The 24,396-nt window shown below is 44.7% G+C and carries 24 protein-coding genes and 1 pseudogene; 4 read left to right on the forward strand and 21 right to left on the reverse strand.

Annotation, left to right across the window (positions count from 1 at the left end; genetic code table 11):
- Nucleotides 1-14 precede the first annotated feature (14 nt).
- From E0E47_RS17850 to mtaB, 7 genes and pseudogenes are all read right to left on the reverse strand, one after another.
- Nucleotides 15-155: pseudogene (locus E0E47_RS17850) on the reverse strand (leucine-rich repeat protein); the annotation flags it as partial.
- Nucleotides 125-1,882: a leucine-rich repeat domain-containing protein gene (locus E0E47_RS07535; protein WP_130893357.1), complete on the reverse strand. Its 1,758-nt coding sequence runs from the start codon at nucleotides 1,880-1,882 to the stop codon at nucleotides 125-127. The pseudogene E0E47_RS17850 and the gene E0E47_RS07535, both read right to left, overlap by 31 nt.
- A 19-nt stretch (nucleotides 1,883-1,901) precedes the next feature.
- Complete coding sequence (locus tag E0E47_RS07540) at nucleotides 1,902-3,038, reverse strand: hypothetical protein (protein ID WP_130893358.1); 1,137 nt, start codon at nucleotides 3,036-3,038, stop codon at nucleotides 1,902-1,904.
- Between the two features lie 455 nt (nucleotides 3,039-3,493).
- Nucleotides 3,494-4,201 (reverse strand): SAM-dependent methyltransferase, encoded by a 708-nt coding sequence (locus tag E0E47_RS07545; RefSeq protein ID WP_008625567.1) that lies wholly within the window; start codon nucleotides 4,199-4,201, stop codon nucleotides 3,494-3,496.
- The gene (locus E0E47_RS07550) at nucleotides 4,201-5,220 is read right to left on the reverse strand and encodes a gliding motility protein GldB-related protein (protein ID WP_232038367.1); all 1,020 of its coding nucleotides are present in this window, start codon (nucleotides 5,218-5,220) and stop codon (nucleotides 4,201-4,203) included. The genes E0E47_RS07545 and E0E47_RS07550 overlap by 1 nt, the downstream gene beginning before the upstream one ends.
- A gap of 86 nt (nucleotides 5,221-5,306) precedes the next feature.
- Nucleotides 5,307-6,323, reverse strand: a complete 1,017-nt coding sequence (locus E0E47_RS07555) for a glycosyltransferase family 2 protein (RefSeq protein ID WP_008625569.1) — start codon at nucleotides 6,321-6,323, stop codon at nucleotides 5,307-5,309.
- A gap of 18 nt (nucleotides 6,324-6,341) precedes the next feature.
- A complete protein-coding gene (gene mtaB, locus E0E47_RS07560; protein WP_008625570.1) occupies nucleotides 6,342-7,685 on the reverse strand; it encodes a tRNA (N(6)-L-threonylcarbamoyladenosine(37)-C(2))-methylthiotransferase MtaB in 1,344 nt (447 codons plus the stop codon).
- Nucleotides 7,686-7,935: 250 nt separating this feature from the next.
- Here mtaB and E0E47_RS07565 point away from each other — a divergent pair, with 250 nt between their 5' ends.
- On the forward strand, nucleotides 7,936-8,151 hold the full coding sequence (locus E0E47_RS07565) for a PG1828 family lipoprotein (protein ID WP_008620771.1): 216 nt from the start codon (nucleotides 7,936-7,938) through the stop codon (nucleotides 8,149-8,151).
- A 189-nt stretch (nucleotides 8,152-8,340) separates the two neighbouring features.
- On the opposite strand, the gene rplI is transcribed toward E0E47_RS07565, so the two are convergent.
- Genes rplI through rpsF form a run of 3 tightly spaced genes read right to left on the reverse strand, consistent with a single transcriptional unit; the run spans nucleotide 8,341 to nucleotide 9,417 of the window.
- Nucleotides 8,341-8,787, reverse strand: coding sequence for a 50S ribosomal protein L9 (rplI, locus tag E0E47_RS07570; RefSeq protein ID WP_130893359.1), 447 nt, complete (start codon nucleotides 8,785-8,787; stop codon nucleotides 8,341-8,343).
- Between the two features lie 18 nt (nucleotides 8,788-8,805).
- Nucleotides 8,806-9,075, reverse strand: a complete 270-nt coding sequence (gene rpsR, locus E0E47_RS07575) for a 30S ribosomal protein S18 (protein WP_172604765.1) — start codon at nucleotides 9,073-9,075, stop codon at nucleotides 8,806-8,808.
- Nucleotides 9,076-9,417, reverse strand: a complete 342-nt coding sequence (gene rpsF / locus E0E47_RS07580) for a 30S ribosomal protein S6 (RefSeq protein ID WP_008620765.1) — start codon at nucleotides 9,415-9,417, stop codon at nucleotides 9,076-9,078. It lies immediately after the preceding gene.
- Nucleotides 9,418-9,643: 226 nt separating this feature from the next.
- Here rpsF and E0E47_RS07585 point away from each other — a divergent pair, with 226 nt between their 5' ends.
- Together E0E47_RS07585 and E0E47_RS17550 are read left to right on the forward strand one after the other, a co-directional pair.
- Entirely contained in the window at nucleotides 9,644-10,090 is a 447-nt protein-coding gene (locus E0E47_RS07585; protein WP_008625574.1) for a MarR family winged helix-turn-helix transcriptional regulator, read from the forward strand.
- Nucleotides 10,091-10,193: 103 nt separating this feature from the next.
- A complete protein-coding gene (locus E0E47_RS17550) occupies nucleotides 10,194-10,370 on the forward strand; it encodes a hypothetical protein (RefSeq protein WP_230315489.1) in 177 nt (58 codons plus the stop codon).
- 65 nt (nucleotides 10,371-10,435) lie between these two features.
- Here the strand turns inward: E0E47_RS17550 and rprY are convergent, their stop codons facing one another.
- The 3 genes from rprY to E0E47_RS07605 form a co-directional block, all read right to left on the reverse strand.
- Nucleotides 10,436-11,140, reverse strand: coding sequence for a response regulator transcription factor RprY (gene rprY, locus E0E47_RS07595; RefSeq protein WP_008620761.1), 705 nt, complete (start codon nucleotides 11,138-11,140; stop codon nucleotides 10,436-10,438).
- 5 nt (nucleotides 11,141-11,145) lie between these two features.
- Nucleotides 11,146-12,699, reverse strand: coding sequence for a sensor histidine kinase (locus E0E47_RS07600; protein ID WP_130893360.1), 1,554 nt, complete (start codon nucleotides 12,697-12,699; stop codon nucleotides 11,146-11,148).
- A gap of 307 nt (nucleotides 12,700-13,006) precedes the next feature.
- Nucleotides 13,007-15,166 carry an elongation factor G gene (locus E0E47_RS07605; protein WP_008625579.1) on the reverse strand — a complete coding sequence of 720 codons (2,160 nt, stop codon included), beginning with the start codon at nucleotides 15,164-15,166 and terminating at the stop codon, nucleotides 13,007-13,009.
- Between the two features lie 175 nt (nucleotides 15,167-15,341).
- Between E0E47_RS07605 and hemW the strand changes: the two genes are divergently transcribed.
- A complete protein-coding gene (hemW, locus tag E0E47_RS07610) occupies nucleotides 15,342-16,532 on the forward strand; it encodes a radical SAM family heme chaperone HemW (RefSeq protein WP_008625580.1) in 1,191 nt (396 codons plus the stop codon).
- Here hemW and E0E47_RS07615 read toward each other — a convergent pair whose 3' ends face one another.
- The 8 genes from E0E47_RS07615 to E0E47_RS07650 all read right to left on the reverse strand — a co-directional run bounded on the left by E0E47_RS07615 (nucleotide 16,533) and on the right by E0E47_RS07650 (nucleotide 24,391).
- Nucleotides 16,533-17,231 (reverse strand): BamK family beta-barrel-assembly machinery protein, encoded by a 699-nt coding sequence (locus tag E0E47_RS07615; RefSeq protein WP_008625581.1) that lies wholly within the window; start codon nucleotides 17,229-17,231, stop codon nucleotides 16,533-16,535.
- 24 nt (nucleotides 17,232-17,255) lie between these two features.
- Nucleotides 17,256-18,293 carry a DHH family phosphoesterase gene (locus E0E47_RS07620; protein WP_008625582.1) on the reverse strand — a complete coding sequence of 346 codons (1,038 nt, stop codon included), beginning with the start codon at nucleotides 18,291-18,293 and terminating at the stop codon, nucleotides 17,256-17,258.
- Between the two features lie 58 nt (nucleotides 18,294-18,351).
- Nucleotides 18,352-20,466 carry a ComEC/Rec2 family competence protein gene (locus E0E47_RS07625; protein WP_130893361.1) on the reverse strand — a complete coding sequence of 705 codons (2,115 nt, stop codon included), beginning with the start codon at nucleotides 20,464-20,466 and terminating at the stop codon, nucleotides 18,352-18,354.
- A gap of 45 nt (nucleotides 20,467-20,511) precedes the next feature.
- Nucleotides 20,512-21,162, reverse strand: coding sequence for a ribulose-phosphate 3-epimerase (rpe, locus tag E0E47_RS07630; RefSeq protein WP_008625584.1), 651 nt, complete (start codon nucleotides 21,160-21,162; stop codon nucleotides 20,512-20,514).
- Between the two features lie 295 nt (nucleotides 21,163-21,457).
- The gene (locus tag E0E47_RS07635; RefSeq protein WP_008625586.1) at nucleotides 21,458-22,051 is read right to left on the reverse strand and encodes an RNA polymerase sigma factor; all 594 of its coding nucleotides are present in this window, start codon (nucleotides 22,049-22,051) and stop codon (nucleotides 21,458-21,460) included.
- Nucleotides 22,052-22,253: 202 nt separating this feature from the next.
- Nucleotides 22,254-22,700 (reverse strand): DUF5606 family protein, encoded by a 447-nt coding sequence (locus E0E47_RS07640; protein WP_008625587.1) that lies wholly within the window; start codon nucleotides 22,698-22,700, stop codon nucleotides 22,254-22,256.
- Between the two features lie 85 nt (nucleotides 22,701-22,785).
- Nucleotides 22,786-23,385: a dephospho-CoA kinase gene (gene coaE, locus E0E47_RS07645; RefSeq protein WP_008625588.1), complete on the reverse strand. Its 600-nt coding sequence runs from the start codon at nucleotides 23,383-23,385 to the stop codon at nucleotides 22,786-22,788.
- A gap of 1 nt (nucleotide 23,386) precedes the next feature.
- Entirely contained in the window at nucleotides 23,387-24,391 is a 1,005-nt protein-coding gene (locus E0E47_RS07650) for a CdaR family protein (protein ID WP_008625589.1), read from the reverse strand.
- Nucleotides 24,392-24,396 lie beyond the last annotated feature (5 nt).

The raw sequence follows: 24,396 nt of genomic DNA on the forward strand, positions 1-24,396 counted from the left end.
AACTTCACGGAATGCAAGCTATCACATCCAGTAAATGCACTCTCTCCTATTTCTTCAAAGCCTTCAGAAAAGGTAACGGATGACAAGCTTGCACAATTTTCAAATGCATAACTACTTATTTCCTTCAAGCCCTCGGAAAAGGATAAGGATGACAAATTAAGACAACCACTAAAGCCAACTTCCCTACGTTTTCAACACCTTTCTGCATAGAGACTGTTCTAATACTGTCCATTCCACTAAAGGTATAAGGCTTTACCTCTGTAACATCACCCGGTATCACCACATGGGTCAACAACTTACCTCCCATATAAAGATGGGCTTTGGGAAAATAGAAATGGAAATTAGAATTTTGTTCACGACCCATATACCTTACGCTATTTATCCATGTATGCAAATCCTTCACATCCACATAACGGATATGCTCACAACTGCAAGAATCATCAAAATTCCCCCTATATGTGCAAAATGCCGTCCAATTTATCGCCTTCATCGAAGCCGGGAAAGATAACGAATCCAATTTGTCGCAACCATAAAAAGCGCGTTCTTCGATTTCCGTCAAGCCTTCTGGAAAAGCAACGGAAGTCAGACTTCCACAATTTTCAAACGCATAGCTACCTATCTTCTCCAAGCCTTCGGAAAAGGATACGGATGACAAGCTTGCACAATTTTCAAATGCATAGCTACTTATTTCCTTCAAACCCTCGAAAAAGGATAAGGATGACAAATTACGACAACCACTAAAAGCCAACTTCCCTACGTTTTCAACACCTTTCTGCATAGAGACTGTTCTAATACTGTCCATTCCACTAAAGGTATAAGGCTTTACCTCTGTAACATCACCCGGTATCACCACATGGGTCAACAACTTACCTCCCATATAAAGATGGGCTTTGGGAAAATAGAGATGGAAACCAGGATCGTGTTCACGACCGATATACCTTACGCTATTTATCCATGTATGCAAATCCTTCACATCCACATAACGGATATGCTCACAACTGCAAGAATCACCATACCCCCTATATGTGCAAAATGCCGCCCAATTTATCGTCTTCATCGAAGCCGGGAAAGACAACGAATCCAATTTGTCGCAACCACTAAAAGCGTAATCATCTATCACTTTCAGGTTCTTAGGAAAGACAACAGAATGCAGTTTTTTACATCCATAGAACAATGCCGGTCTTATCCGGGTCATTGTATCAGGAAGTACGATGTCTGTCAACAAATCTCCACTGACATACAAATCCGCATACGGAGCAGCCACATGGTGATTCCTCTCCGTAAAACGATTGGAATTGAACCACGTTGCTATATCCCTTACCTCAATACGCCTAATACTGTCGCATGTACATTCTCCCCCATACTTATTTTCATGCGACTCACAAAATACCCCCCAATCAATCGACTTCATCGTGCTTGGGAAAAAAAGCGTTTCCAACCTTCCACACCTTTGAAAAGCACCATCACCAATCTGAGTAATTCCTTCAGGAAAAGATAAGGAAGTCAAACCATCACAGTTTTGAAAAGCGCCATCGCCAATAACCTTCAAACTTGCAGGGAATGATATAGAAGTCAAACCATAACAATCCACAAAAGCAAGCCTTCCGATTACCCTTAATTTTTCAGGTAATTTCACGGACATCAGTCCGGAACAGGCATTAAAAGCCCATTCACCAATACTGTCCACCACATAATGCTGACCACCAAACTCCACCGTCTCGGGAATCACCACATCACCCGAATACATGACACTACCTCCACTCACAACCACCGCCTTACCATTGACGATATCATAATAAATGCCATTTTTCTCGAACTCATAGGCTTGCACCTTGGAAAGCCCGAGAAGAACGAGCCATAAAAGTAAAAATATCTTTTTCATCTTGTTTTTGTTTTAAGTTCTACTTGGATTGTAAAAAAACACCACGACGGGCAGAAAGATATACACGTCCCGGAACCAGATGTTCCACGCGCCGCCCTAAAAGGTCATAACAGGTGTCGTCCGGCAAGGCCACGTCCGTCCTGCTGTCCGTAATGCCAGTAGCATTACGCTCCATCCTGAGATTCACTCCGGCCGACACGGAAGCCGAAAGGTAACACCGTCCGGCAGGCAAAGCAAAAGGCACGTCCCCCACACGGTAGAACCGCACGCCATCCCCTTGGTTTTGCAGGATATATCCCTCGGTGACTTCCTGCGGCGTGACAATCCCCGTCAGCCCGTTCACCGTGACCGAGCGCGTGTCTTCGGGATAAAGCGAAGCGTCCACCGTACCCTCCAACACACCGCTGAAACCGTTCGCCGCATACAGCACATAGGGCGTATAGGCCTGTAAAGCCGTCACGGGGTCGAGATTCAAAACCCCGTCGCTGACGGATGCAACCGTATAAGCTTCCAAACCGGCAGGCAGTGCCTCCAAGCCAAAAGGCAGGATACAAGTACCGTAACGGTTGGCGGCAGAAATGGATACGGGAACAGACGCATGATTGCCCACCTCGATTTCTCCCGTGTTCAAATCTCCCTCGGGGATATACTTTTGGGCATTCTCGGCCACCGTAAGATTCAAACCGAACATCCGGATTTCCCCCATACCGGGCTTGGCGTACGGAGATGCCTTGACCGACACCCGGAACAACCGCCCGGAAAATGACGTGAAGTCCTCGTTCAGAGATGAGAAACAAGCCACACGCAGGTTGCCGTTCACCTGCAACCCACTGGCAAAAATATGCGTGAACTGCGGAAACCCCATACTGTCGTCATACGGATACATCCCGTCCAAGCCACACATCATGGCACAATTTCCCTTGTCGTTGGGAACGAAAACCAAATCCTCGGGCAAAGCGATTTCCATGTTGTAGGCCGTGTAAAAACGGGAACCTTCCACGCCCACAATGAAATCAACGGTTTCCCCTCCGGGTTGTACCACCGCCGGAGCCTCCACCACAAAATGGTCTGAAGTCGTAATAGGAAGTTTGGCCTGGCCAAACACCCGGGGCGGGAACAAACACAACACCCACACCCATCTGATAAAAGCTTTCATAACAGCTTCCTCCTTAAACCACCGGAGACTCCCGAAATCCGGCACTTTTAAACAAGACTTGCGTGGCATATACAAAAAAAGCGCGGGAATCTGTACCCGTTGCCCGTTCATTTTATCAAGGCCTTCGCATGCCCAATCACTCCAAACGAACAACTCCAGAAGCCCACGCCGATATGTATACCAATCCCCTAAGTCAGCACCCCGCGACAGGGTGCTGACAAGAAAGGGATGTATATAACACACCCACAGGACATCTACTGTTACCTTGCTCTTGGAGTAATTACCGAAGTTGCGAAGTTCTGATAAGCATAAGAGCAGAGCGCCAAGTAAACGCCTTTTCCATATATGGTATTCCCCTCACCCGCCTTACGAACAAGGCACCGGCGTGGAAACACATTGCAAATGTAACACTTTCTTTATAATAAAAGAAATAATAAAGGAGAAATCAACCTCCCTCACTTGTAAATCAAAAATATAGCCGGCACTTTGGACAAATCCGGAAGAGGATGCTTCTTCCATTCCTGCACCGTGCGAGTCTTGATATACTCTTCCTTGCAGGTTATGCCTGCCGCCACACAAAGGCGGGTCTGTGGACGGCATGCCCGAAGAACCTCCTCGAACATCTTGGCATTACGGTAAGGGGTTTCGATGAACAGTTGGGTCTGATGTTCCGAATATACCCGCTGTTCCAACATTTTAATGCGCTTGGCCCGTTCTGCCGGATCTATCGGAAGATAACCGTTGAAAGCAAAACTCTGTCCGTTGAAGCCGGACGCCATCACGGCCAAAATCATGGAAGACGGACCCACTAAAGGTATGACCCGCAGTCCCTTACGTTGGGCTATGGCCACCACATCGGCTCCTGGGTCGGCCACTGCCGGACAACCGGCCTCGGAAATCACGCCGACCGGCATGCCTTGCTCCAATGGACGCAGATAGGACGCAAACGCCTCTGAAGAAGCATGCTTGCCCATGGCAAAAAAAGTCAACTCGTCTATATTGATGTCCCGGTCCACCTTTTTCAGAAAACGGCGGGCCGAACGCAAATCTTCCACGATGAAAAACTTGATGTTCCGGATAATCCCTGTATTATAATCCGGCAAGACCTGCGAATGGGGCGTATCCCCCAACGTGACAGGTATCAAATAAAGTGCTGGTTCCATTATTTTTTGTTTGCAGACGGATGATACCCCGACTCGCGGAGAATCTTTCCATAATCGTTCTCACGAAGCAATTCACCAATCGTTACCCGGGGATGTGATTTCATATAATGGTCTATGATTTGCAAGCCCAACCACAAACCTATCTGGTCCGGACTGTCCTTCCCGATATAAGGCGTGGTTCCACGAGGCTCCATAAAAAGCCTGATCATCGTCAAGTCGGCAGAAGTCAGGGCACCATGCCCCATCAACCAATTCCACACATTGGTTTCGTTATCCTTGTACCAAAGCACGCGTTCTTCTTCAAAACCGGCCTCTTGCTCCAAAGAAATATTCCGGCAATGCGCAATCACCCAATGTATCTTCCCGTAATCTGAGATGTAATCCAACAACGTATGCACCTTACCGTCCGGCAAAGGATATTCATGGGACAGATAATAGAACAAAGCATCCGACACCAACCAACTCCGGTCCATTACCCGACGCTGATAATCATGATAATATTTGCGGTACAAAGGATAGTCACGCCCCAAATACTTGTCCAAGCTAATGCCCAACAAGCTATCGCCCACCACTATGCTTTGGTTCAAACCGGATATCTGAGTATACATGAACGGTATACGGAAACTGGGATCAGCATCCTTGACCTGTTCGAATACCGAAGAGATTTCAGCTTCCTCCGCATTCAAATCCGCATACTCATCATGCACGTCTTCCAACAACACCTGCATGGTAGAGTCGAGATAATACTCCCGCAAACGTTGTTCGATGCGTGGATCCTCTACGGAGCCGATTGTCAACACCTCTTCTATAAGCAACCGTGTCGCAGCCGGATATTCCGTATTCATACGTTGGAGCGAAGTGAAACTATTCAAGGAAACGAACTCATCAACCAAACGGTCATAACGGAATATCTTTTCTCCTTTATCCGATTGGCTATCCGTCCACCAGGGAACGGAACTCCACCGACAAGAAGAAAAAAACATAGTCAGGCCTACCAATATCAATAAAGCTCGTTTCAAAACTTATTATTCGTTAAATACGCATACAAATATACAAACAAATACATTAACCACAAACTATTTTACTAAAAAAAGCAAAAACAAAACTATATATGGGGCAAATCGGAGTATTTATGACGATTTTGGAAATAGTAAGCCCACAAAATACTGAACCGAGCTTGTTCCGGAACCGGGTTCACGACCATACGGGACAGGTTTTCTTTCCGGGCAGCCCGAAAATCTTCCTTTTGCTTTCTGAAATCGGCCCTCGCCTGAAACACAGCCAGAAAAGACCGCCGCTCCCCTTTCAGCAAAAATTGGAGGGCAGCCAACCTGTCCAACCAAAAACGACAACGCATGACCGTACTCAGACGTTCATCCGGCAGATTCTTATAAAGCATATAAAGGTTATTCCGGAAATTCAAATAGGTCTTATGTGGGTTTTCCTTGGACAACGTGCCTCCCCCTACATGATAAACCACAGCCGACGGCACACAGACAATGCCGTATCCGCGACTGCGTAACCGCCAACAAAAGTCAATTTCCTCCATGTGGGCAAAAAAGCGGGCATCCAAACCTCCGGCTTCGCGATAAACGGCACTACGTACCATCAAAGCGGCTCCGGTGGCCCAAAAAACAGGGGCCACTGTATCATATTGCCCCTCATCGGTTTCCACCGTATTCATGACACGCCCCCTGCAATACGGATAACCCCAAGCATCCATATACCCTCCTGCCGCTCCCGCATACTCGAACTTATCCGGTGCATGCCAACTTAGGATTTTAGGTTGGCAGGCTGCTACCTCCGGATGGGTATCCAAATACTGCGACATGGGAGAAATCCAATCGTCTTTCACCTCCACGTCCGAATTCAGCAAAACAAAATATTCAGCCTCAATCTGTGCCAAAGCCCGGTTATACCCTTCGGCAAAGCCGTAATTCCGTTCCAATAAGATTGTTTTCACAGCAGGAAAATCTACCGAAAGAAGCTCCAACGACTTATCCGTAGAAGCATTGTCGGCCACATATACCTCTGCCGATGTATGAGCCAACACACCAGGCAAAAAGCGACGAAGCATTTCTTCTCCGTTCCAATTCAAAATGACTACGGCCACCTTGTCCATATCCGTCCTCTCCTATTATTATAATAAGGTGGCACGTAAAGCCGACCTGCCTGCATTAAAATCTCCCAAACGTACACGGACAATCTGATTGTCCAGATTCCCTTCGACAGGCAATTCCACCCGGATATAGTTGGCTGTAAAGCCATGCATAACTCCTTCCGTCCGGGACTTTTCCAACAGGACCTCGGCCTCGGTTCCGATGTAACGCCGATAAAATGCCTCCCATTTTACATCGGACAACTCCAATAGCCGTTGGCTGCGCCGATGTTTCTCCTCTGGCGAAACGGAATGTCCTATTTTCAGAGCCATCGTTCCGGGGCGCTCCGAATAACTGAACACATGCAACTGGCTCACATCCAACGAACGAATGAAACCGAATGCTTCTTCAAAACATCCATCCGTCTCGCCCCGCGTACCTACAATCACATCCACACCGATAAAGGCATCAGGCATCAGCTCTTTCACACGTGATATCTTCTCGGCAAAAAAATTTGTAGTATAACGGCGACGCATAAGTTTCAGCACTTCATCGCTACCGCTTTGTAACGGTATATGAAAATGGGGCATAAACGCACGCGACTCCGCACAAAAAGCCAACACGTCCTCTGTCAGCAAATTAGGTTCGATGGAAGATATACGGTAACGGGCTATACCTTCCACCCGGTCAAGCGCTTTCACCAAATCCAAAAAGCTTTCACCGGTAGTCTTACCGAAATCTCCGATATTCACTCCAGTCAACACTATTTCACGCCCCCCCTCCGATGCTGCTTGTTCTGCTTGACGAACCAATGAGGCTATGCTACCGTTACGGCTACGCCCACGAGCATACGGAATCGTACAATACGTACAATAATAATCGCACCCGTCTTGCACTTTCAAGAAATAACGTGTCCGGTCGCCACATGAACAGGAAGGGACAAATGTATGTATATCTTTCGTAGGCACAGTATAAGCGGCGTGCTCCGCATCAGCTGATTTACGCTCTGCCGGCAACAAAGGCAAACGTTCCTCTAAATAACGCAATATATCCCCTTTCTGCTCTGCCCCCAAAACTAAATCCACTCCGTCAATAGCAGAAACTTGCTCCGGTTTAAGTTGGGCATAACAGCCCGTTACCACCACAAAAGCTCCGGGATGCTGTTTCACCAACTTATGAATAGCTTGCCGGCATTTATGATCGGCAACCTCCGTTACCGAACAAGTATTCACCACACAAATATCGGCACGTTCTCCGGCTCGCACCGTCCTCACTCCCATCTCCTTCAACAAACGCCCTATTGTAGAAGTCTCTGCAAAATTCAACTTACAGCCTAACGTAAAATATACGGCTTTCTTCCCCTCAAAAACGGATGCTTCTGTCATATCATCTATAGTATAATCCAATCTTAATCACTGTTCCAACCGCAAAGTTACATAATTCTATGGAATAGCACATAGAGAACCTCGAAAAATTAACAGTACATAAAACATTGATTCATTGCAACTTATATATATCCTTAAAAATATGTATCAAAAAAAAGAGGGCAAAGTGTACAACATATCAAAAAAGTATATACCTTTGCAATGTTTTAATAAGCAATTGATTGTTTTACAGATTTAAAAAAGCAAAAAAATGAAAAAGTTAGCATTTTTGTTCGTAGCTTTCGCAGCTATTTCTTTCGCATCTTGCGGTAACAAAACTTCTCAGGCTGAAACTGCAGCTGATACTGACACTGTAGCTGTAGAAGAAGAAATCGTAGAAGTTGATTCTGTAGTTGCCGATAGCGCTGCCGCTGATGCTGCTGTAGTTGCTGATAGCGCTGCTGCCGAAGCTCCTGCTGCTGAATAATTCAGTACAGATACGAACTAAAAGGAACAAGAGATCATACGCGAGTATGGTCTCTATTTTTTTTATACCAATCCCTTCTTTTCGGAATCCATCTCTTTTGGCACGATAAATCTGATTAATAAAAAAGGGGAACACCCTTCATTGGATATTCCCCCTATAAATAACACACAATATAAATAGCCCTTATAATTAAGCTTCTTCCGCTACAACCTCAAAAGGTATCTCAACAGAAACTTCCTTATGCAATTTTACAGTAGCATGATATGAACCCACTGCTTTCACATCTTTCACTACAATAATCTTACGGTCAATATCAAAACCAAGCTTCTTCAACTCGTCTGCAATCAGCAAACTGTTTACCGAGCCATAGATGACACCCGTAGCACTCACCTTAGTAGGAATAGTCAGAGCAACCTCAGCCAACTTATCAGCCAATGCCTGAGCTTCATTCTTGATTTTCTCCAACTTATGAGCACGCTGCTTCAAATCCTCAGCCAACATTTTCTTGGCAGAATCTGAAGCAATCACAGCCTTACCGGTAGGAATAAGGTAGTTACGACCGTAACCTGACTTTACGTCTACAATATCATTCTTGTAGCCCAAGCCTATAATATCTTCTTTCAATATAATTTCCATGCTTACTCCTCCTTATTATTATTTCATCATATCTGTTACAAATGGAAGAAGTGCCAAATGACGGGCTCTCTTGACAGCCTGTGCTACACGACGCTGATACTTCAAAGAAGTACCTGTAATGCGACGGGGCAAAATCTTACCCTGCTCATTCAAGAATTTCTTCAAGAATTCGGGATCCTTATAATCAATGTACTTAATACCGCTTTTCTTGAAACGGCAGTACTTTTTCTTCTTCACGTCTACGGTCGGCGGAGTCAAATATCTGATTTCTGATTGCTGTGCCATGATTTAATCCTCCTTTTTTGATTTGTTATTTCTTCTCTTCTCAGCGTATTCTGCTGCATACTTCTCCATTTTGATAGTCAAAAAGCGAAGTACTTTCTCATCACGACGGAAATTGACTTCCAAAGTTTTAATCACTTCAGGCTGCGCCTTGAACTCCATAAGGATATAAAATCCCGTGGACTTCTTTTCAATGGCGTAAGCCAATTTCTTCAGGCCCCAGTTCTCTTCATTGATAATCTCTGCACCGTTGTCAGTGAGGATACCCCTGAACTTGTTGACCGCTTCCTTCATCTGGTCGTCAGATAAAACGGGAGTTAAAATGAAAACGGTTTCGTATTGATTCATAATCCGTTAAATAAATAATTAATAATGTTTTTGCAAAAATGCGGTGCAAAATTACGTGTTTTTCCGCTATTATGCAAATTTTCTAAGCTTTAAATCCAATCAAAGCTTTAGAAAAAGAGAGGTTGGAAAAGTAGCTGCCTAAAGCTTTAAAGAAATTTAAGAAGCTCACACGGCCACAATCTGTAATAAATATCATACCTTTGTATGGTCGAACAATCTGAAGGACATGAGCGAACAATTCAATTTCGATATAAAATTAATCTTTGCCATCCTGAACGGGAAGGTGTCGGCAGCAATCAACCGCAAGCTCTACCGTAACTTCCGGCTATACAATGTGGACATTACTCCGGAACAATGGACGGTGTTGTTATATCTATGGGAAAAAGACGGTGTCACGCAACAAGAATTGTGTAACGCGACTTTCAAGGACAAACCGAGTATGACACGGCTGATCGACAATATGGAGCGCCTGAACCTCGTTGTCAGAATATCCGGGAAAACAGACCGGAGAATCAACCTGATTCATCTGACCAAGACTGGACGGGATTTGGAAGAGAAATCGAGATTTATCGCCAACAAGACCCTGAAAGAGGCCCTGCGTGGCCTTAGTGTGGAAGAATTAAGCATAAGCCAGGAAGTTTTAAGAAAAGTGTTTTTAAACACAAAGGATTAAAATGCTCCTTTTCCGTCTTTTTTTCTATGAAAAGTTTCGGAGTTTAAATAATTATGCTTTAATTTGTAGGCTGAATGGAGAAAAACATAAAAAGAAACATACAATGAATAATTTTTTAAAGAATTTGGGTATTCTCTTAATCGTTCTGGGAACTGCGGTATTGGTTCTGAGTTATGTATGCAACTGGCTTGATTATAACTGGCCTAACGGTATAGCCTTATTGGCTATTGTGGTCGGTATTATCGTCCACATTGTCATGAACAAGAAAATACAAGATTAAGAGGTAAAAGAATGGCCCCGGATGTTCCTCAAGGAAATCCGGGGCCATTCTTACGTTATCTGTTCTTATTCCTCTTCTGTTGTGGGGATAATCAAACGATAACCTTTTCCATGGACGTTGTTAATCTCAATGGAAGGGTCGTCTTTCAGATGCTTGCGCAATTTTGTGATATACACATCCATGCTCCGTGCATTGAAGTAATTGTCATCAATCCAAATCGTCTTCAATGCCAGTTCACGTTGTAATACATCATTGGCATGCGCACAAAGCAATGAAAGCAACTCACTTTCCTTGGTTGTCAACTTGGTTTGCTTGTCACCGATAGCCAAAATCTGCCTTTGTGTGTCGAAAGTGAAACGACCCAGTTTATACATGTTCGTCTCCTTTACTTTCTTACCCCTCACACGGCGCAAGATGGCCTCCATACGGAATACCAGTTCTTCCATCGAGAAAGGTTTAGTGATATAGTCATCAGCCCCTATTTTAAATCCGTCGAAAATATCCTCCTTCAGGTTTTTGGCCGTCAGGAATATGATAGGTATTTCAGCATTGACCTGTCGGATTTCCTGTGCCAACTGGAATCCATCCTTCTTTGGCATCATAACGTCCAACACACACATTTCGTAACGGTTCTTCAAAAATGCCTTGTAACCGGCATCTCCGTCCGGAAACAGTTCCGCCTCATAACCCTTGGCCTGTAAATACTCTCTCAGCAACATGCCCAGGCTCTCATCGTCCTCGCATAATAATATTCGCAATTTTTCTTCCATAATTCTTATTTTTTTATTGTTGGTAATGTGATTATAAATTTCGTTCCATGGCCGTATTCGCTTTCTGCATGTATCACGCCATTCTGTAACCCCACGATTTTCTTGACGTAGGCCAGTCCTAAGCCGAAACCTTTGACATCATGTTTATTGCCGGTATGCACACGATAAAACTTATCGAAAATCCTCTTCAAGTCATCTTTCTGTATGCCTATGCCGTTATCTTCTATTGAAATATTGATCTTGTCCCCCGTATTCCATGTCCGAAGAGTCAAATGTAGTTCCACATCATCACGCTTGTATTTGACCGCATTATCCATCAAATTGAATATCACATTCGTAAAGTGCATCTCATCCACATAAATCTCCGCCTGTTCGGCTTTGAAATCAGACGATATACTTCCTCCATTCTGCGACACTTTCAAAGTAAACGTCTTAATGACTCCCGCCAACAACTGATGTGCATCCAACTCTTTCTGCTTGAACGCAATGTTATCTCTGTCGTACAAAGACATTTGCAGTACTTTTTCCACCTGAAAACGTAAACGCTTGGTCTCGTCATTAATGACCCGCGAAAGATTCTCGTACATCGCCTCGCTCTTCTTTATCGACTGGTCGCTCAGCATCTGGGCGGCCAATGAAATAGACGAAATCGGAGTCTTGAATTCATGCGTCATATTGTTGATGAAGTCATTTTTCATCTCCGTCACCTTTTTCTGACGGAATATCACATATATCGTAAAGACAAAAGTGACAAACAGAATGATGGTAAAGGCCAATGCCGGAATCATCATCCGTGCCGTTTCCAACAAATAGGAATTCATATCCGGAAAATGAATCCTCACAATGCCGATTTTACCCGCAGGGTCATTACGGAACAACACCTGGGAGTATGAATAGTCTTTTCCTTTCTCCTCGTAATCCGGGCATCGGTATACCTCCCGTCCGTCATTGGTAGCCACCGTGAAATGATAAGGAATACTGATTCCGTTATTTTCAAGCGCATTACGGATGTCCTGATCCAGCAATTTGAAATTAATCCGCTCTTCCAGGGGTTTCTCACTCGCTTTATACAAGATAGTGTATATTACTTCGTCAAGCAAACCCTTATGATATACATACGCATTCTTCACATACTCCTGAAACGACCTGGTGGCCTCGTCAATCGAATTATTACGCTCGATACGCAACACTTTCGGCATAGTGGAAGGATGCTTCACTATCGTATGCAATTCGAAATCGGAATATATCTTTTCTCCCCCGTGTGCAACTCCTACACCGTTGCTCGCATCTACAGTACCGACTATCCCGCCCATATAAAGTTTAGGCAAAGAATCCGAACTCGGGCTTAAATTGTCCCGCGTAAAGTTCTCCAGATAACGAAACGTCTCGTTCTGCTCCAAATTGCGGGATGCCTGATTCAGACTACGAACTACGGATTCGTCAAATTGTTCCTTCCGCATCTTCACCATCTGCTCGATGTAGCGCATCTGCAACAAAAGAAGTCCCAAAAACGAAACTCCGATAATTACACTTACTATCCAGATTGTAGACCTTTTCATATCAGCAAATATACATATCGAAAACGGGCATTAAGCTCATAAAAACTTATTCCTTCATTGAGTTTAACGTTATTAACAACAAAGTAATACAAAATGATTTATACAAGCAAACAAGGATTGCTTTATCTTAAAAATAAGTATTCAGTCGCCGAGAAAAAATATCTGCATGTATCCCTCAAGCAGTGCCTCCCACCTGTTCCTAAGATACGTTTTTATTGTGCAGCAAACGAAAAAATCCCGCCCTTCAACTTACTTGCATACTCAAGCAAAAAGTCGAAAAGCGGGATACCTCCAGTAGCTTAGTTTATTATTCTTCTTTATCTTGTTTAGCCTCAAAATCCTTAACCAGTTTCTCTTGCACGTCTGCCGGTACCAGTTCGTAGCTGGCAAACGACATGATGAAAGAAGCACGACCACCGGTAATGGAACTTAAAGAGGTACAATAATTGGACATCTCCTTCAACGGCACTTTGGCCACAAGTTTCTCATAACCGTTCTCGCTAGTCATCCCCATAATCATGCCTCGGCGTCCTTGCAAGTCGCTCATCACATCACCCATCTTGTCACTGGGAACAAAGACCTCCACGTCGTAAATAGGCTCCAGAATCTTCGGCCCGGCCTCTTTAAACGCCATACTGAAAGCATTACGCCCGGCCAACATGAAAGAAATTTCATTAGAATCTACGGGATGCATCTTTCCGTCGTACACGATGACACGGACATCGCGGGCGTAACTACCCGTCAACGGGCCTTGTTCCATACGCTGCATCACACCTTTCAGAATAGCCGGCATGAAACGGGCATCAATGGCACCACCCACCACAGAGTTGATAAAGACGAGCTTGCCGCCCCACTCTAAGGGTACTTCTTCCTTGCTGCGCGCATTAATCCGGAACTCTTGTCCGTTGAAACGATATACTTCCGGATCGGGCATACCTTCATAATAGGGTTCCACAATCAAATGTACTTCGCCGAACTGCCCCGCTCCTCCCGACTGTTTCTTATGACGGTAGTCGGCACGCGCAGCCTTCGTAATGGTCTCACGATAAGGAATGCGAGGTTCTTCGAACTTAATGGCAATCTTTTCATTATTTTCCATACGCCACTTCAACGTACGCAAATGGAATTCCCCTTGTCCGTGTACCAGTATCTGACGCAATTCTTTGCTCTGCTCCACTACCCACGTGGGATCTTCCTCACGCATACGGTTCAAGGCATTCATCATCTTCTCGGTCTCTGCCTCGTTCACCGCTTTTACCGCACGGGTATACTTCGGATTGGGATATTTGATGAAATTGAAACGGTTCTCGCTATTTTTATCATTCAACGTATTCCCCGTCTTCACATCCTTCAGCTTCACCGTGCAACCGATATCTCCGGCCACCAATTCTTCCACCTTAATACGGTTGGCACCCGCACAAACGAACAACTGCGACATGCGTTCTTTCGACCCACGGTCGGCATTGTTCAAATCATCACCTTCATGTACCTTGCCACTCATCACCTTGAAGTACTGCACCTCGCCGATATGAGGTTCTACGCCGGTCTTGAAGAAATAAAGCGAAGTCGGGCCGTCTACATCGGGAGTCACCTCCATACCTCTGGTATTATGCACTTTGGGCATCTCGCTGACGAAAGGCACGACATTGCCCAAAAATTCCATCAAGCGCCGTACACCCATATCCTTTCCCGCACAAACACAGAACACCGGGAACATCCCCCGTGCTGCCAATCCCTTGCGGATACCCTCACGCATCTCGTCTTCGGTCAGCGTTTCGCTCTCAAAGAATTTCTCCATCAATGTTTCGTCGTTCTCGGCAGCGGCCTCAACCAATACCTTGTGCATCTCCATGGCCTTCTCTTTCTGGTCTTCCGGGATTTCTTCTATCGTCGGTTCTCCACCTTCAGGCCCCCAGGAGTATTTCTTCATCAGCAACACGTCAATCAAGGCATTGAAGTCCGGCCCTGTTTTTATCGGATACTGCACCGGAACGACCTTGTTGCCGTAAATGGAAGTCAACTGCTCCAATATGGCATCGTAATCGCACTTTTCATCATCCAACTGGTTTACCAGAAAAATCACGGGCTTCCCTAACTTTTCCGTATATCTGAAATGATTCTGCGTCCCGACTTCCGCACCATATTGCCCGTTCAACAGCAACACGGCCGTATCCGTCACATTCAGTGCCGTCAACGCCGCCCCCACAAAATCATCCGAACCCGGACAGTCTATGATATTCAGTTTCTTATTGTTCCATTCCACATGATACACTGTGGAAAAAACCGAATAACCGTATTCCTGTTCCACCGGAAAATAGTCACTCACCGTGTTCTTGGCCGTAATTCTTCCGCGGCGCTTAATCAATCCGGCCTCATAAAGCAAGGCTTCCGTGAGTGTTGTTTTACCGGAACCATCATTTCCCAACAGGGCTATGTTTTTAATCTCGTTTGTTTGATATACTTTCATCGTGTAACATTTAATTTAAAGGTAACAACTAAACGGCACGAAATTTAGCAATAAAATCCCATACAGCCAACGATTCTGTGATTTTGTTCATTATGTTTTTAAACATAGTCTGCCTTTTCGGGTTCTTTTTCCTTCTTTCACTACCTTTGCACCACAGTTTTACACCTTATTATATATGGCCGGAATTTACATCCATATTCCTTTTTGCACAAGCCGTTGTGTATATTGCGACTTTTATTCCACAACATGCGGGGAAAAAGACAAGGCTTACATAAGTGCCCTGACGAACGAATTGCGTTTAAGGGCGAATTACTTGCAACAAGACGGACAAATGCCCGTAATTGAAACGATATATATAGGAGGCGGGACCCCTTCTACGCTCGACACGTCTTTACTCGAACCAATCTTCGAAGCATTATTCCAGACCTACAACGTGTCCGACCGGGCAGAAGTTACCATCGAGGCCAATCCGGACGACCTCACTCCACGAAAAATCAAATCACTCCATACTCTGCCCGTCAATAGGCTAAGCATGGGGGTACAGACATTCGACGATGGTAAACTACGTCTGCTCCACCGCCGACATAGTGGAGAGCAAGCCATCCGCGCAGTACATGACTGTCAGGACACCGGATTCGACAACATCAGCATCGACTTGATTTACGGCCTACCGGCACAATCCCTTCGCGAATGGGAAACGGACGTGGACACAGCACTTTCCTTGAACGTACAACATATTTCGGCATACGCGCTCATCTACGAAGAAGGCACTCCACTTTGGAAAATGCGCAAACGGCATGTAGTGGAAGAAGCTGACGAAGAACTAAGCCTGGAAATGTTCAGTCTTTTAATGTGCCGACTCGAAAATGCCGGTTTCGAGCATTATGAAATTTCCAACTTTGCCCGCCCGGGCTTCCGTTCCCGACATAATTCCAGTTACTGGAAAGGCATTCCTTATTTAGGATGCGGCCCTTCGGCCCATTCTTTCGACGGACGTAACCGACAATGGAACCATCCGGATCTGAACGTCTATATAGACAAAGTGGGGAAATGCTTCTCCTCTGAAGACTTCAACCGCGCACCATGGATAGAGCAGGAAGAGCTGAACCTATACGAAAGATACAATGATTGCATCATTACTTCCTTACGCACGTCCGACGGACTAAACCTGAGCGAATTGAAACGAAAATTCGGCCAACCATTAACGGATTACTGCCTGCAAGCTGCCGCCGTCCACCTGAGAAACGGACAGCTCGAAATTATGGAAAAAAAAGAGCAAGCCCCCGAAGGCTTGCTCAAACTGACACGCCGGGGAATCTTTCTTTCCGACGGCATTATGAGTGATTTGCTTTACGTTCCAGACTGACTAATTCCTCATCTCCTGATAAGTGATTTCATAAAAACAAGGGTACACATTAGAAGAAGCATCACTATGCCCCTGTGAATGCGGTACAATGAGACGAACTTTGGCTATCTCTTCATCTGCATTGATTTGACGACCGATATTGATATAGGTTAAAGGAACCAACCACCCGGCAGGCACTGCTTTCGAGCCGTAATACTGATACATCGCCCCACCCCCATTCACTGATGTATTGAATGAAGCGGTAAAGGTTCCGTAAGTATCCGTCACGTCCATGATGTCAGGGTTCGTCTGCCAGTAAGCCGAATTGTTCGTAGTCTGCACGGAATCCCTTAAAATATTGAACTCCGTATAACGGCAAATGATGCGCTTCTGTTGGCCGTTCTTCATCTTTTCACCTGCCCCTTTACGTACAATCTGCATATACACACCGGTATTCTCAAAAACAACGTATTCGTTTCTTTCGAGATTGGTCGTACTGTCCTGGGCATAAAACTCCCCTTCGGAAATCGTATTGATTTTACCGACATGAATCAATTCTTCCCCGTCACTCAAACGGATTACAACATCACGGTTCAGAAAAGCCGAAATGGCATCACGCTCTTTCTCCCGTTGCTCGGCGTATGTTTCCCCGTCGTCACAACTCTGCAATCCCCCTCCAACACCTAACACGGCAAACAAAATATAAATAATCTTTCTCATATTTAGTTTTTTATAAATCACATTTCATCTATCTGTCAATAGAGAAGTATATTTCTTCAAAGCCTTGCGGACAATCTGTACGGCCTCATCCATCGTACAAGAAAGTTCCCCGCCCGAAGCATTCAAATGGCCCCCGCCATTGAAGAACTCTGCCGCCATCCGGTTACAGGGAAAATCATCCACAGAACGCAAGGACACGCGAATTGCATGGCGTTCGGTATCTTCACGCAGAAATACCGAAAGACGGGATTTCCCGATTTGGAGCGGTATATTCACGAACCCCTCCGTATCGCCTTTCCTATGCGAAAACCGCTTCTGTTCTTCTCTTGTTAAAGTCATCAATGAAGCATGATATTCCGGAAAATACTCCAGTTTGACATATAGCATATACCCCATCAACCGAAAACGCTCAGCTGAGTAATTGAAAAATACATTGCGGTATATCTTGTCTTTGTCGATGCCTTTTGTCAGCAGGCGGCCTATAATATAATAAATATCGCTGCGATTGGAATTATAGGAAAAACAACCAGTATCCGTCATCATCCCTGTGTAAAGACATACCGCTTCCTCATACGTCATCGGCTCCACGCCTTCCAACTGCACCAATATACGATAAAGTAATTCACACGTCGAACTCATCTCTTGCCGAGAAACAGCCCAATCACAAAAATCTACAGGATCAAGATGATGGTCTATCATAATCTTAGGAGTTCGGGAATCCATCACGGGTTTCTGTAATCCCTGCAAACGATCGGGGGCGTTGAAATCCAAACAAATAATCAAGTCAGCCGCCGCCACCAAAGGAGCTACTTCGTTTTCATGTTTCTCATGAATGCGGACACGTTCCACTCCGGGCATCCATTTCAAGAAATCAGGAAAGATATTCGGAACCACGGGTTGGGCATTTTTGCCTTTTCGCCATAGGAAATGGGAAAAGGCCAAAACAGCACCCATGGCATCTCCATCGGGAGACACATGACATGTAATGATGATATTGTGCGCCTTATCCAGTAACGTACGCAAACGCTGCACGTCTACTTCGGACAAGAGATTATCCAACATATAAAAATTGTATTACGGTTTATAATTTACAAATATACTATAAAAAGTCTGCTGTTCCTCAATTTAAAGCAACTTTTAACGCTCCTTTGGCTTCCATATCATGGAAACTCCAACCTAATCTGTCACATTCTTGAATATAACGCCTCCTTTCATTTCGCCACAAAGAAGCATCCAACACCACACAACGGGGATTGAACAAACGAGACAGTTCATGCATACTGCCATGATAGCCGCGACAAACATAAAGATAATCGACCTCAGCCTGACACATTCCTTTTATCCCATCCCAACGGTCATCCGTAAGCATCAAAAAGGAGATGCCGTTCCTACCCGCCACCAAACCATGTACGGAAGAAATATAGTTATCCCTGAAATCAGCGGTCACGACCACAGGTACGTCCAAAAGCTTCTTTGCCCAAAAGGATTCTGCAATATAAGACATACGCTCCCTCACACTATCCTCTTCAGTCGAGAACAAATAAGAGCGTTCCGGTGAATAAATCACGTGGACAGACGGACATGAAGAGTGATTATAAAACACGATTTCCGGTCGGATCCTGCAAAACTGCCTGTTTACAGCAAAGGCACACAAAGTCAATATCACACTCATAAGTCCGAACTGTACCCGTCGGGCATAAGACCGGCAGAAAGGCATCAGCCAAGCACACAATACTACATAGCACCACAGCGTAAACCATAGTGACCAATCCGTATGGACCACAGCATACGGCCACTCCATCATCGCACGCAGACTGTCATTTTGCCACGTGCCCACCCGGGCAATCCACCACGCACAAACTGTTGTACCGATACCAGTAATCCCAGATAATAATATCAGAGGCATCCCATAAATCAATAGTGCCGTTAAAGGAGATACTACCAAAGTCGCCCATGCCGAATAAAACGAAAATGTACCGAAACGATAAGCCACCAAAGGAACGGTGAATAACTGCGCTGCGAATGACACCAACAAACTTTGAAAAATCCACCTCACATAACGCCATTGCATCAACGGCAACTCCTGAAACCGGGGACATATCGTCAGAATACCGAACATGGCTAAAAAAGATAGTTGAAAGCCCACATCATAGAACCATAAAGGATTGATGCACAACATCAACACCGCACTCATGGCTAAAGAATTAACTGAAAACCCCGAACGACCGACCAAAGACCCGGACAACATCAAGGAATACATCAGTGCCGCCCTCACAAGAGAAGGAGGCAAACCGGCCAAAAAGGTATACCCCCAAACCAGTACCGTAGCAAGCATCGCCCCCAGTAGCCGCAAATAGTGCCTCCTACAATAGCTCAGTATAAATAAATTCAACATCGCTACCAAAAAGCCAAGATGCATGCCAGACAAAGCCAACACATGACTGACACCGACTCCCGCATAAATATCCTTCAACTCATCCGACAGTCCCGACTTTTCCCCTAAAGTCAAAGCTGCAAACAAGTCCAAAGCCTCACCCTGCAAACCGGTATTTCGATATACCTCCAATATTCTATCTCGCCATAACAGAGCTTTGATGCGCAAATCTATCCCCAAAGAAAGATGCCGCTCCTTATCCTCATATCCATGGATTCGTTTCCAACGCTCCTTTCCGATGAATACACGGCCCGATATGCCTTTCACGGCCAAATATTCCGCATAATCGAACTCTTCCGGATTACCTTTGTTTTTCGGTCTCCGGATACGCCCCTTAAAAAACAACTCATCTCCCGTCCGCAAAGTTTCCGCAAAAGAATCCCTCGAAAAGGTCAACCATAATTTGCTGGTTTGCCTCATAGCGAGACCGTTTCCGGACATCAACATAGCCTCTGCCCCTACCGTACGGGGCGAAATTTGAGGAGTATTCAACAATATGGCATGATACTCACGTTCCTCGTCCGTCCAAACCCGACGTAAGTTCTCCCACACATAAAAGGAACGCCACAATCCGAAGAAAAAAAACAGGAAACAAACAGAAATACCGAAAGACACGTAGCTTCTCAACTCACCATGACAAGCACGCCGATGCAATGAATATATACCAACACACAAGCACCACCCTCCAATTAGCAGCACTCCTATGGACAGAAAAATACCCGCCTGGCTACCGCCTCCCGCATATTGCCACAACAACCGTCCCAGCCACAAACCGGGAAGAAGCGGAACAGCCAACCTCACAAAAGGGTATTTCCGCCAAGATTCCGAACATATTCCAACCAGCGTCTACAAATTTTTCAGAACACGAATCTCTTCTATGGCATCTGCCGCATGAAAAACAGCACTCCCGGCTACCAACACATCCGCACCGGCCTCGACCAACAACCGTCCCGTATCACGGTTCACCCCACCATCAACCTCTATTAAGGCTTTCGACCGGCTTCCGTCTATCATACGGCGCAATTCCCGCACTTTATCTAATGTATGGGGAATAAAGGCCTGGCCTCCGAAGCCCGGATTGACGGCCATCAACATGACGATGTCCACATCCTCGATGATATCCGTCAAAGACGAAACGGGCGTGGCCGGATTCAATGTCACTCCGGCTTTCATACCGGCTTCCTTGATCTGCTGTACTACACGATGCAAATGCGGACAAGCCTCTACATGCACATTCATGGAATAAGCTCCCAAAGCTCTCACCTCATTCAGAAACTTTTCCGGTTGCACAATCATCAGATGCACATCCAACGGCTTCTCACACAAACGAGCCACATACTTCAAAACAGGAAAACCGAAAGATATATTGGGGACAAACACACCATCCATGATGTCGATATGCAACCAATCGCATTCACTACGATTAATCATGTCCATTTCCGGTTTCAGGTTTCCGAAATCGGCGGACAACAGGGAAGGAGCCACAAAATGCTTCATAGTACATATATTTTTAAATACGTATATATGTACAAAGTTATATTAAATATCCTATATGCGCAAGCAAGCACACTGTAAAATATGCCACCTTACTTCAAAATCATTCTGGCAAACTCACCGTCTGCAAATTCAAGTTCTTTATAACTGCGTGCGAATAGCTTCAGAAAAGCAATAGTCCGCCGCGACGGTCGCTGCATTCCATTAGGTATAGTTATATCCATAAGCTGTCAGGTTACTTAAATCTGCTATTATAACGCTCTGACCGCTTATTTAGTATATCGCAGGATAGTTATTTTTAAGAAATAGCCAAATGAAGTTCCTTTTTCACCGCCATCTTACGTAAGTTCAACAAAGCATAACGCATACGCCCTAAAGCCGTATTGATACTTACCCCTGTTATATCTGCAATTTCCTTAAAAGACAATTCTTGGTAATACCTCATGAAAACCACTTCTTTCTGGTTTTGGGGCAAGTGTTCTACCAACAGTTTCACATCGTCAAGCACCTGTTCCCGCACCATTTTAGATTCCACAGTCGTTTCAGCCAATTTGATGTCATTGAACAAATCATACTCCACTTCATCGTTAGACACACAATTCTCATTGCGGGTCTGCCTGAAATAATCAATAATCAAATTATGGGCAATGCGGGTTATCCATGCCTGAAACTTGCCATTTTCCACATAACGTCCCTGCTGAATGGTTACCACAGCTTTCATAAACGTTTCCTGGAATATATCATCAGCCACATCTTGATTGTGTACAACAAAAAAGATATAAGAAAAAATCTTCTCTTCATATCTCTCCAACAAGATGTCAAAAGCACCATTATTACCTCCGGCATACAGTTTAACCAACATTTCGTCAGTCAAATTTGCAAAACTCTCCATCCTTATTTATTTTATAGTTAAGTAAGAGTATTCCAATAGGCAATAAACGTTTAATAATTAATAAATGAATTAACAGGATGCAAATAAAAGAAGAATTTTGGAATTACACAAATTTACGGGCAAAAATTATTCTCTGCTTAAAGAAACACAGGGAGAACACATGCATGCCCTCCCTGTTCTTTGACATTATATACTTTCAGGCTTATTCCTGTTCTGCCCTGTCTGTAATGTGCTCTCCCTCCGTAGGAGCCAAGACCTCGTCAAAATCCGTCATGCCGGCCTTGACCAACAAATTATACCAACTTACCAACTTCTTGATATCGGCAGGATAAACGCGGTCACGATCATAATTAGGCAATATCTCTGCAAGATAAGAAGCCAGTTCCTCACGTGAAGCCTTTTTATAATCAAAAGCAGAAAGCTGAGCCTTCTCTTTTTTCTTCAGGCTATTCAAAACTTCCCTCAAAGGCACTTCACCTTCATCCGTATACATGGCTATATCTGCCAAGGAAATGACCTTATCGGTAGCAAAAGCCGGCATACGTTTTTTCACCTCGTCCAACGTTTCTACAATCAAACTACGGTTTCCACGCGAAACCAACTTATACAAACCGGGTTTACCGGAAATAGCCAAAATCGTTTCTAACATATTCAGGTTTATATTTTATTTTTTAAAACAAATGCAAAGATAGTCCTTCACCTACTTTTTTTCAAAATCTTCTTTCTAAAAAAGCTTAATCTTCATGCAACCTTCCCCCACCGATCTTCATCCACATATCTCTTAAGATACCCTCCACGTCTGAGTTTCCATCATTATTTATAATATAATGCGCCCGCTTGCAACGCTCTTCGTCCGACATCTGGGCTGCCATACGCGCCCTTACCTGAGTTTCGGAAGCCCCGTCGCGTTTCATGACACGCTCTATGCAAACTCTTTCCGGAGCACGTACCAACAAGACTTCATCTACCAGACGGTCGAAACCGGACTCGTAAAGAATGGCACATTCCATAACGACCAACGATCCGTTCTGCTTATCCACCCATTGCAGGAAATCATCTTGCACCACCGGATGTACAAGCCGGTTGATACGCTCTGCATGGAGCGGAGAGGCAAATAAATATGAAGCTATCAGTTCACGGTTCAATGCTCCATCCGGCGTATAAGCCCGCTCTCCGATCCTATCCACCAATCCCTGGCGAATGGTTGCAGATTCCATCATCAAACGCTTTGCCTCCTTATCCGTATCATACACGGAAATATGCTGACGACGTAATAAATCCGCCACATAACTTTTCCCGCAACCAATGCCTCCCGTAAGACCAACCTTAATCATATCACTCGTTTTCTTCCTGTACTTGTTCTATCAAATAATCCACTTCTGAAGGGTCTATACGCACATTCGATACTCCGGACGGCATCGACTTTAGATAAAGCTGAATTTTCGAACTGTGATTCTTCATTAGTTCTTCGTACGTGACAGCCAATACAAAATCGTCCGCCGTAATTTCCTTAAACTGGCTCATCCCCACACGAAAAGTAACTTTTACTTTTGAAGGAAATGTACGCAAGTCCTTACTGCCAGGAAAATTAACACCGAACACAGGAACTTCCACCGTTTTCTCCGTATATAAGTCTATCATCACATTCATTTCCACCTGATCTGGGATGAACTTCGCCCCTCTCACTGGGCGCAACATGCTTATTGTTTTTTCGTTTGCAGACAAATCCAAAAAATAAACCGGAGTGATAAAAGCTTCGGTTATGGTATCCAAAATGGCAGAAGGTGCCAACACTTCCACCGAATCAGGTGTAAACTCCACCCTTTGCAGGTAATACTCCGGAGAGGTTTCCACGACCCCAGCCAACTTGACCGGCACTTTCTTACGGGCACCCTTATTAAAAAAATATTCCAACGTATCTGGCTTTAAAGACACAATACGAGTGGAAGACAACAACTGTGCCTGTACTTTCTTTTGGACATCCAAAAGCGTAACGGAAACACGTCCGGAAGCGTTTCCCTTGTCATAATCCTTATAGTCCACTCGCACGGGAACTTGTTCCGTACCATAAATATAACGAACCAAAACCGTACCTTTATCTCTTATCACTACATTTAAATCAGAAGGCAAATCCGATGTAATGACCACATCTGACGGCACATTTTCCAATTTTAAAGGTATTTTCAATTCTACATCAAATGTTTCATTCAAAGATTGCAACAGCCAGAAAGCCGCAGAGACGAAGAAAAAAAACAAAAAAATCAAGAACTCCTTGTTTTTAGGACCTAACAAGAAGTTCTTGACTGTTGTATAGTATTTTTTGAACTGAACTGAATCCATTACGG

The organism is Paraprevotella xylaniphila YIT 11841 (genome assembly GCF_900683745.1).
GTDB classification, from domain to species: Bacteria; Bacteroidota; Bacteroidia; order Bacteroidales; family Bacteroidaceae; genus Paraprevotella; species Paraprevotella xylaniphila.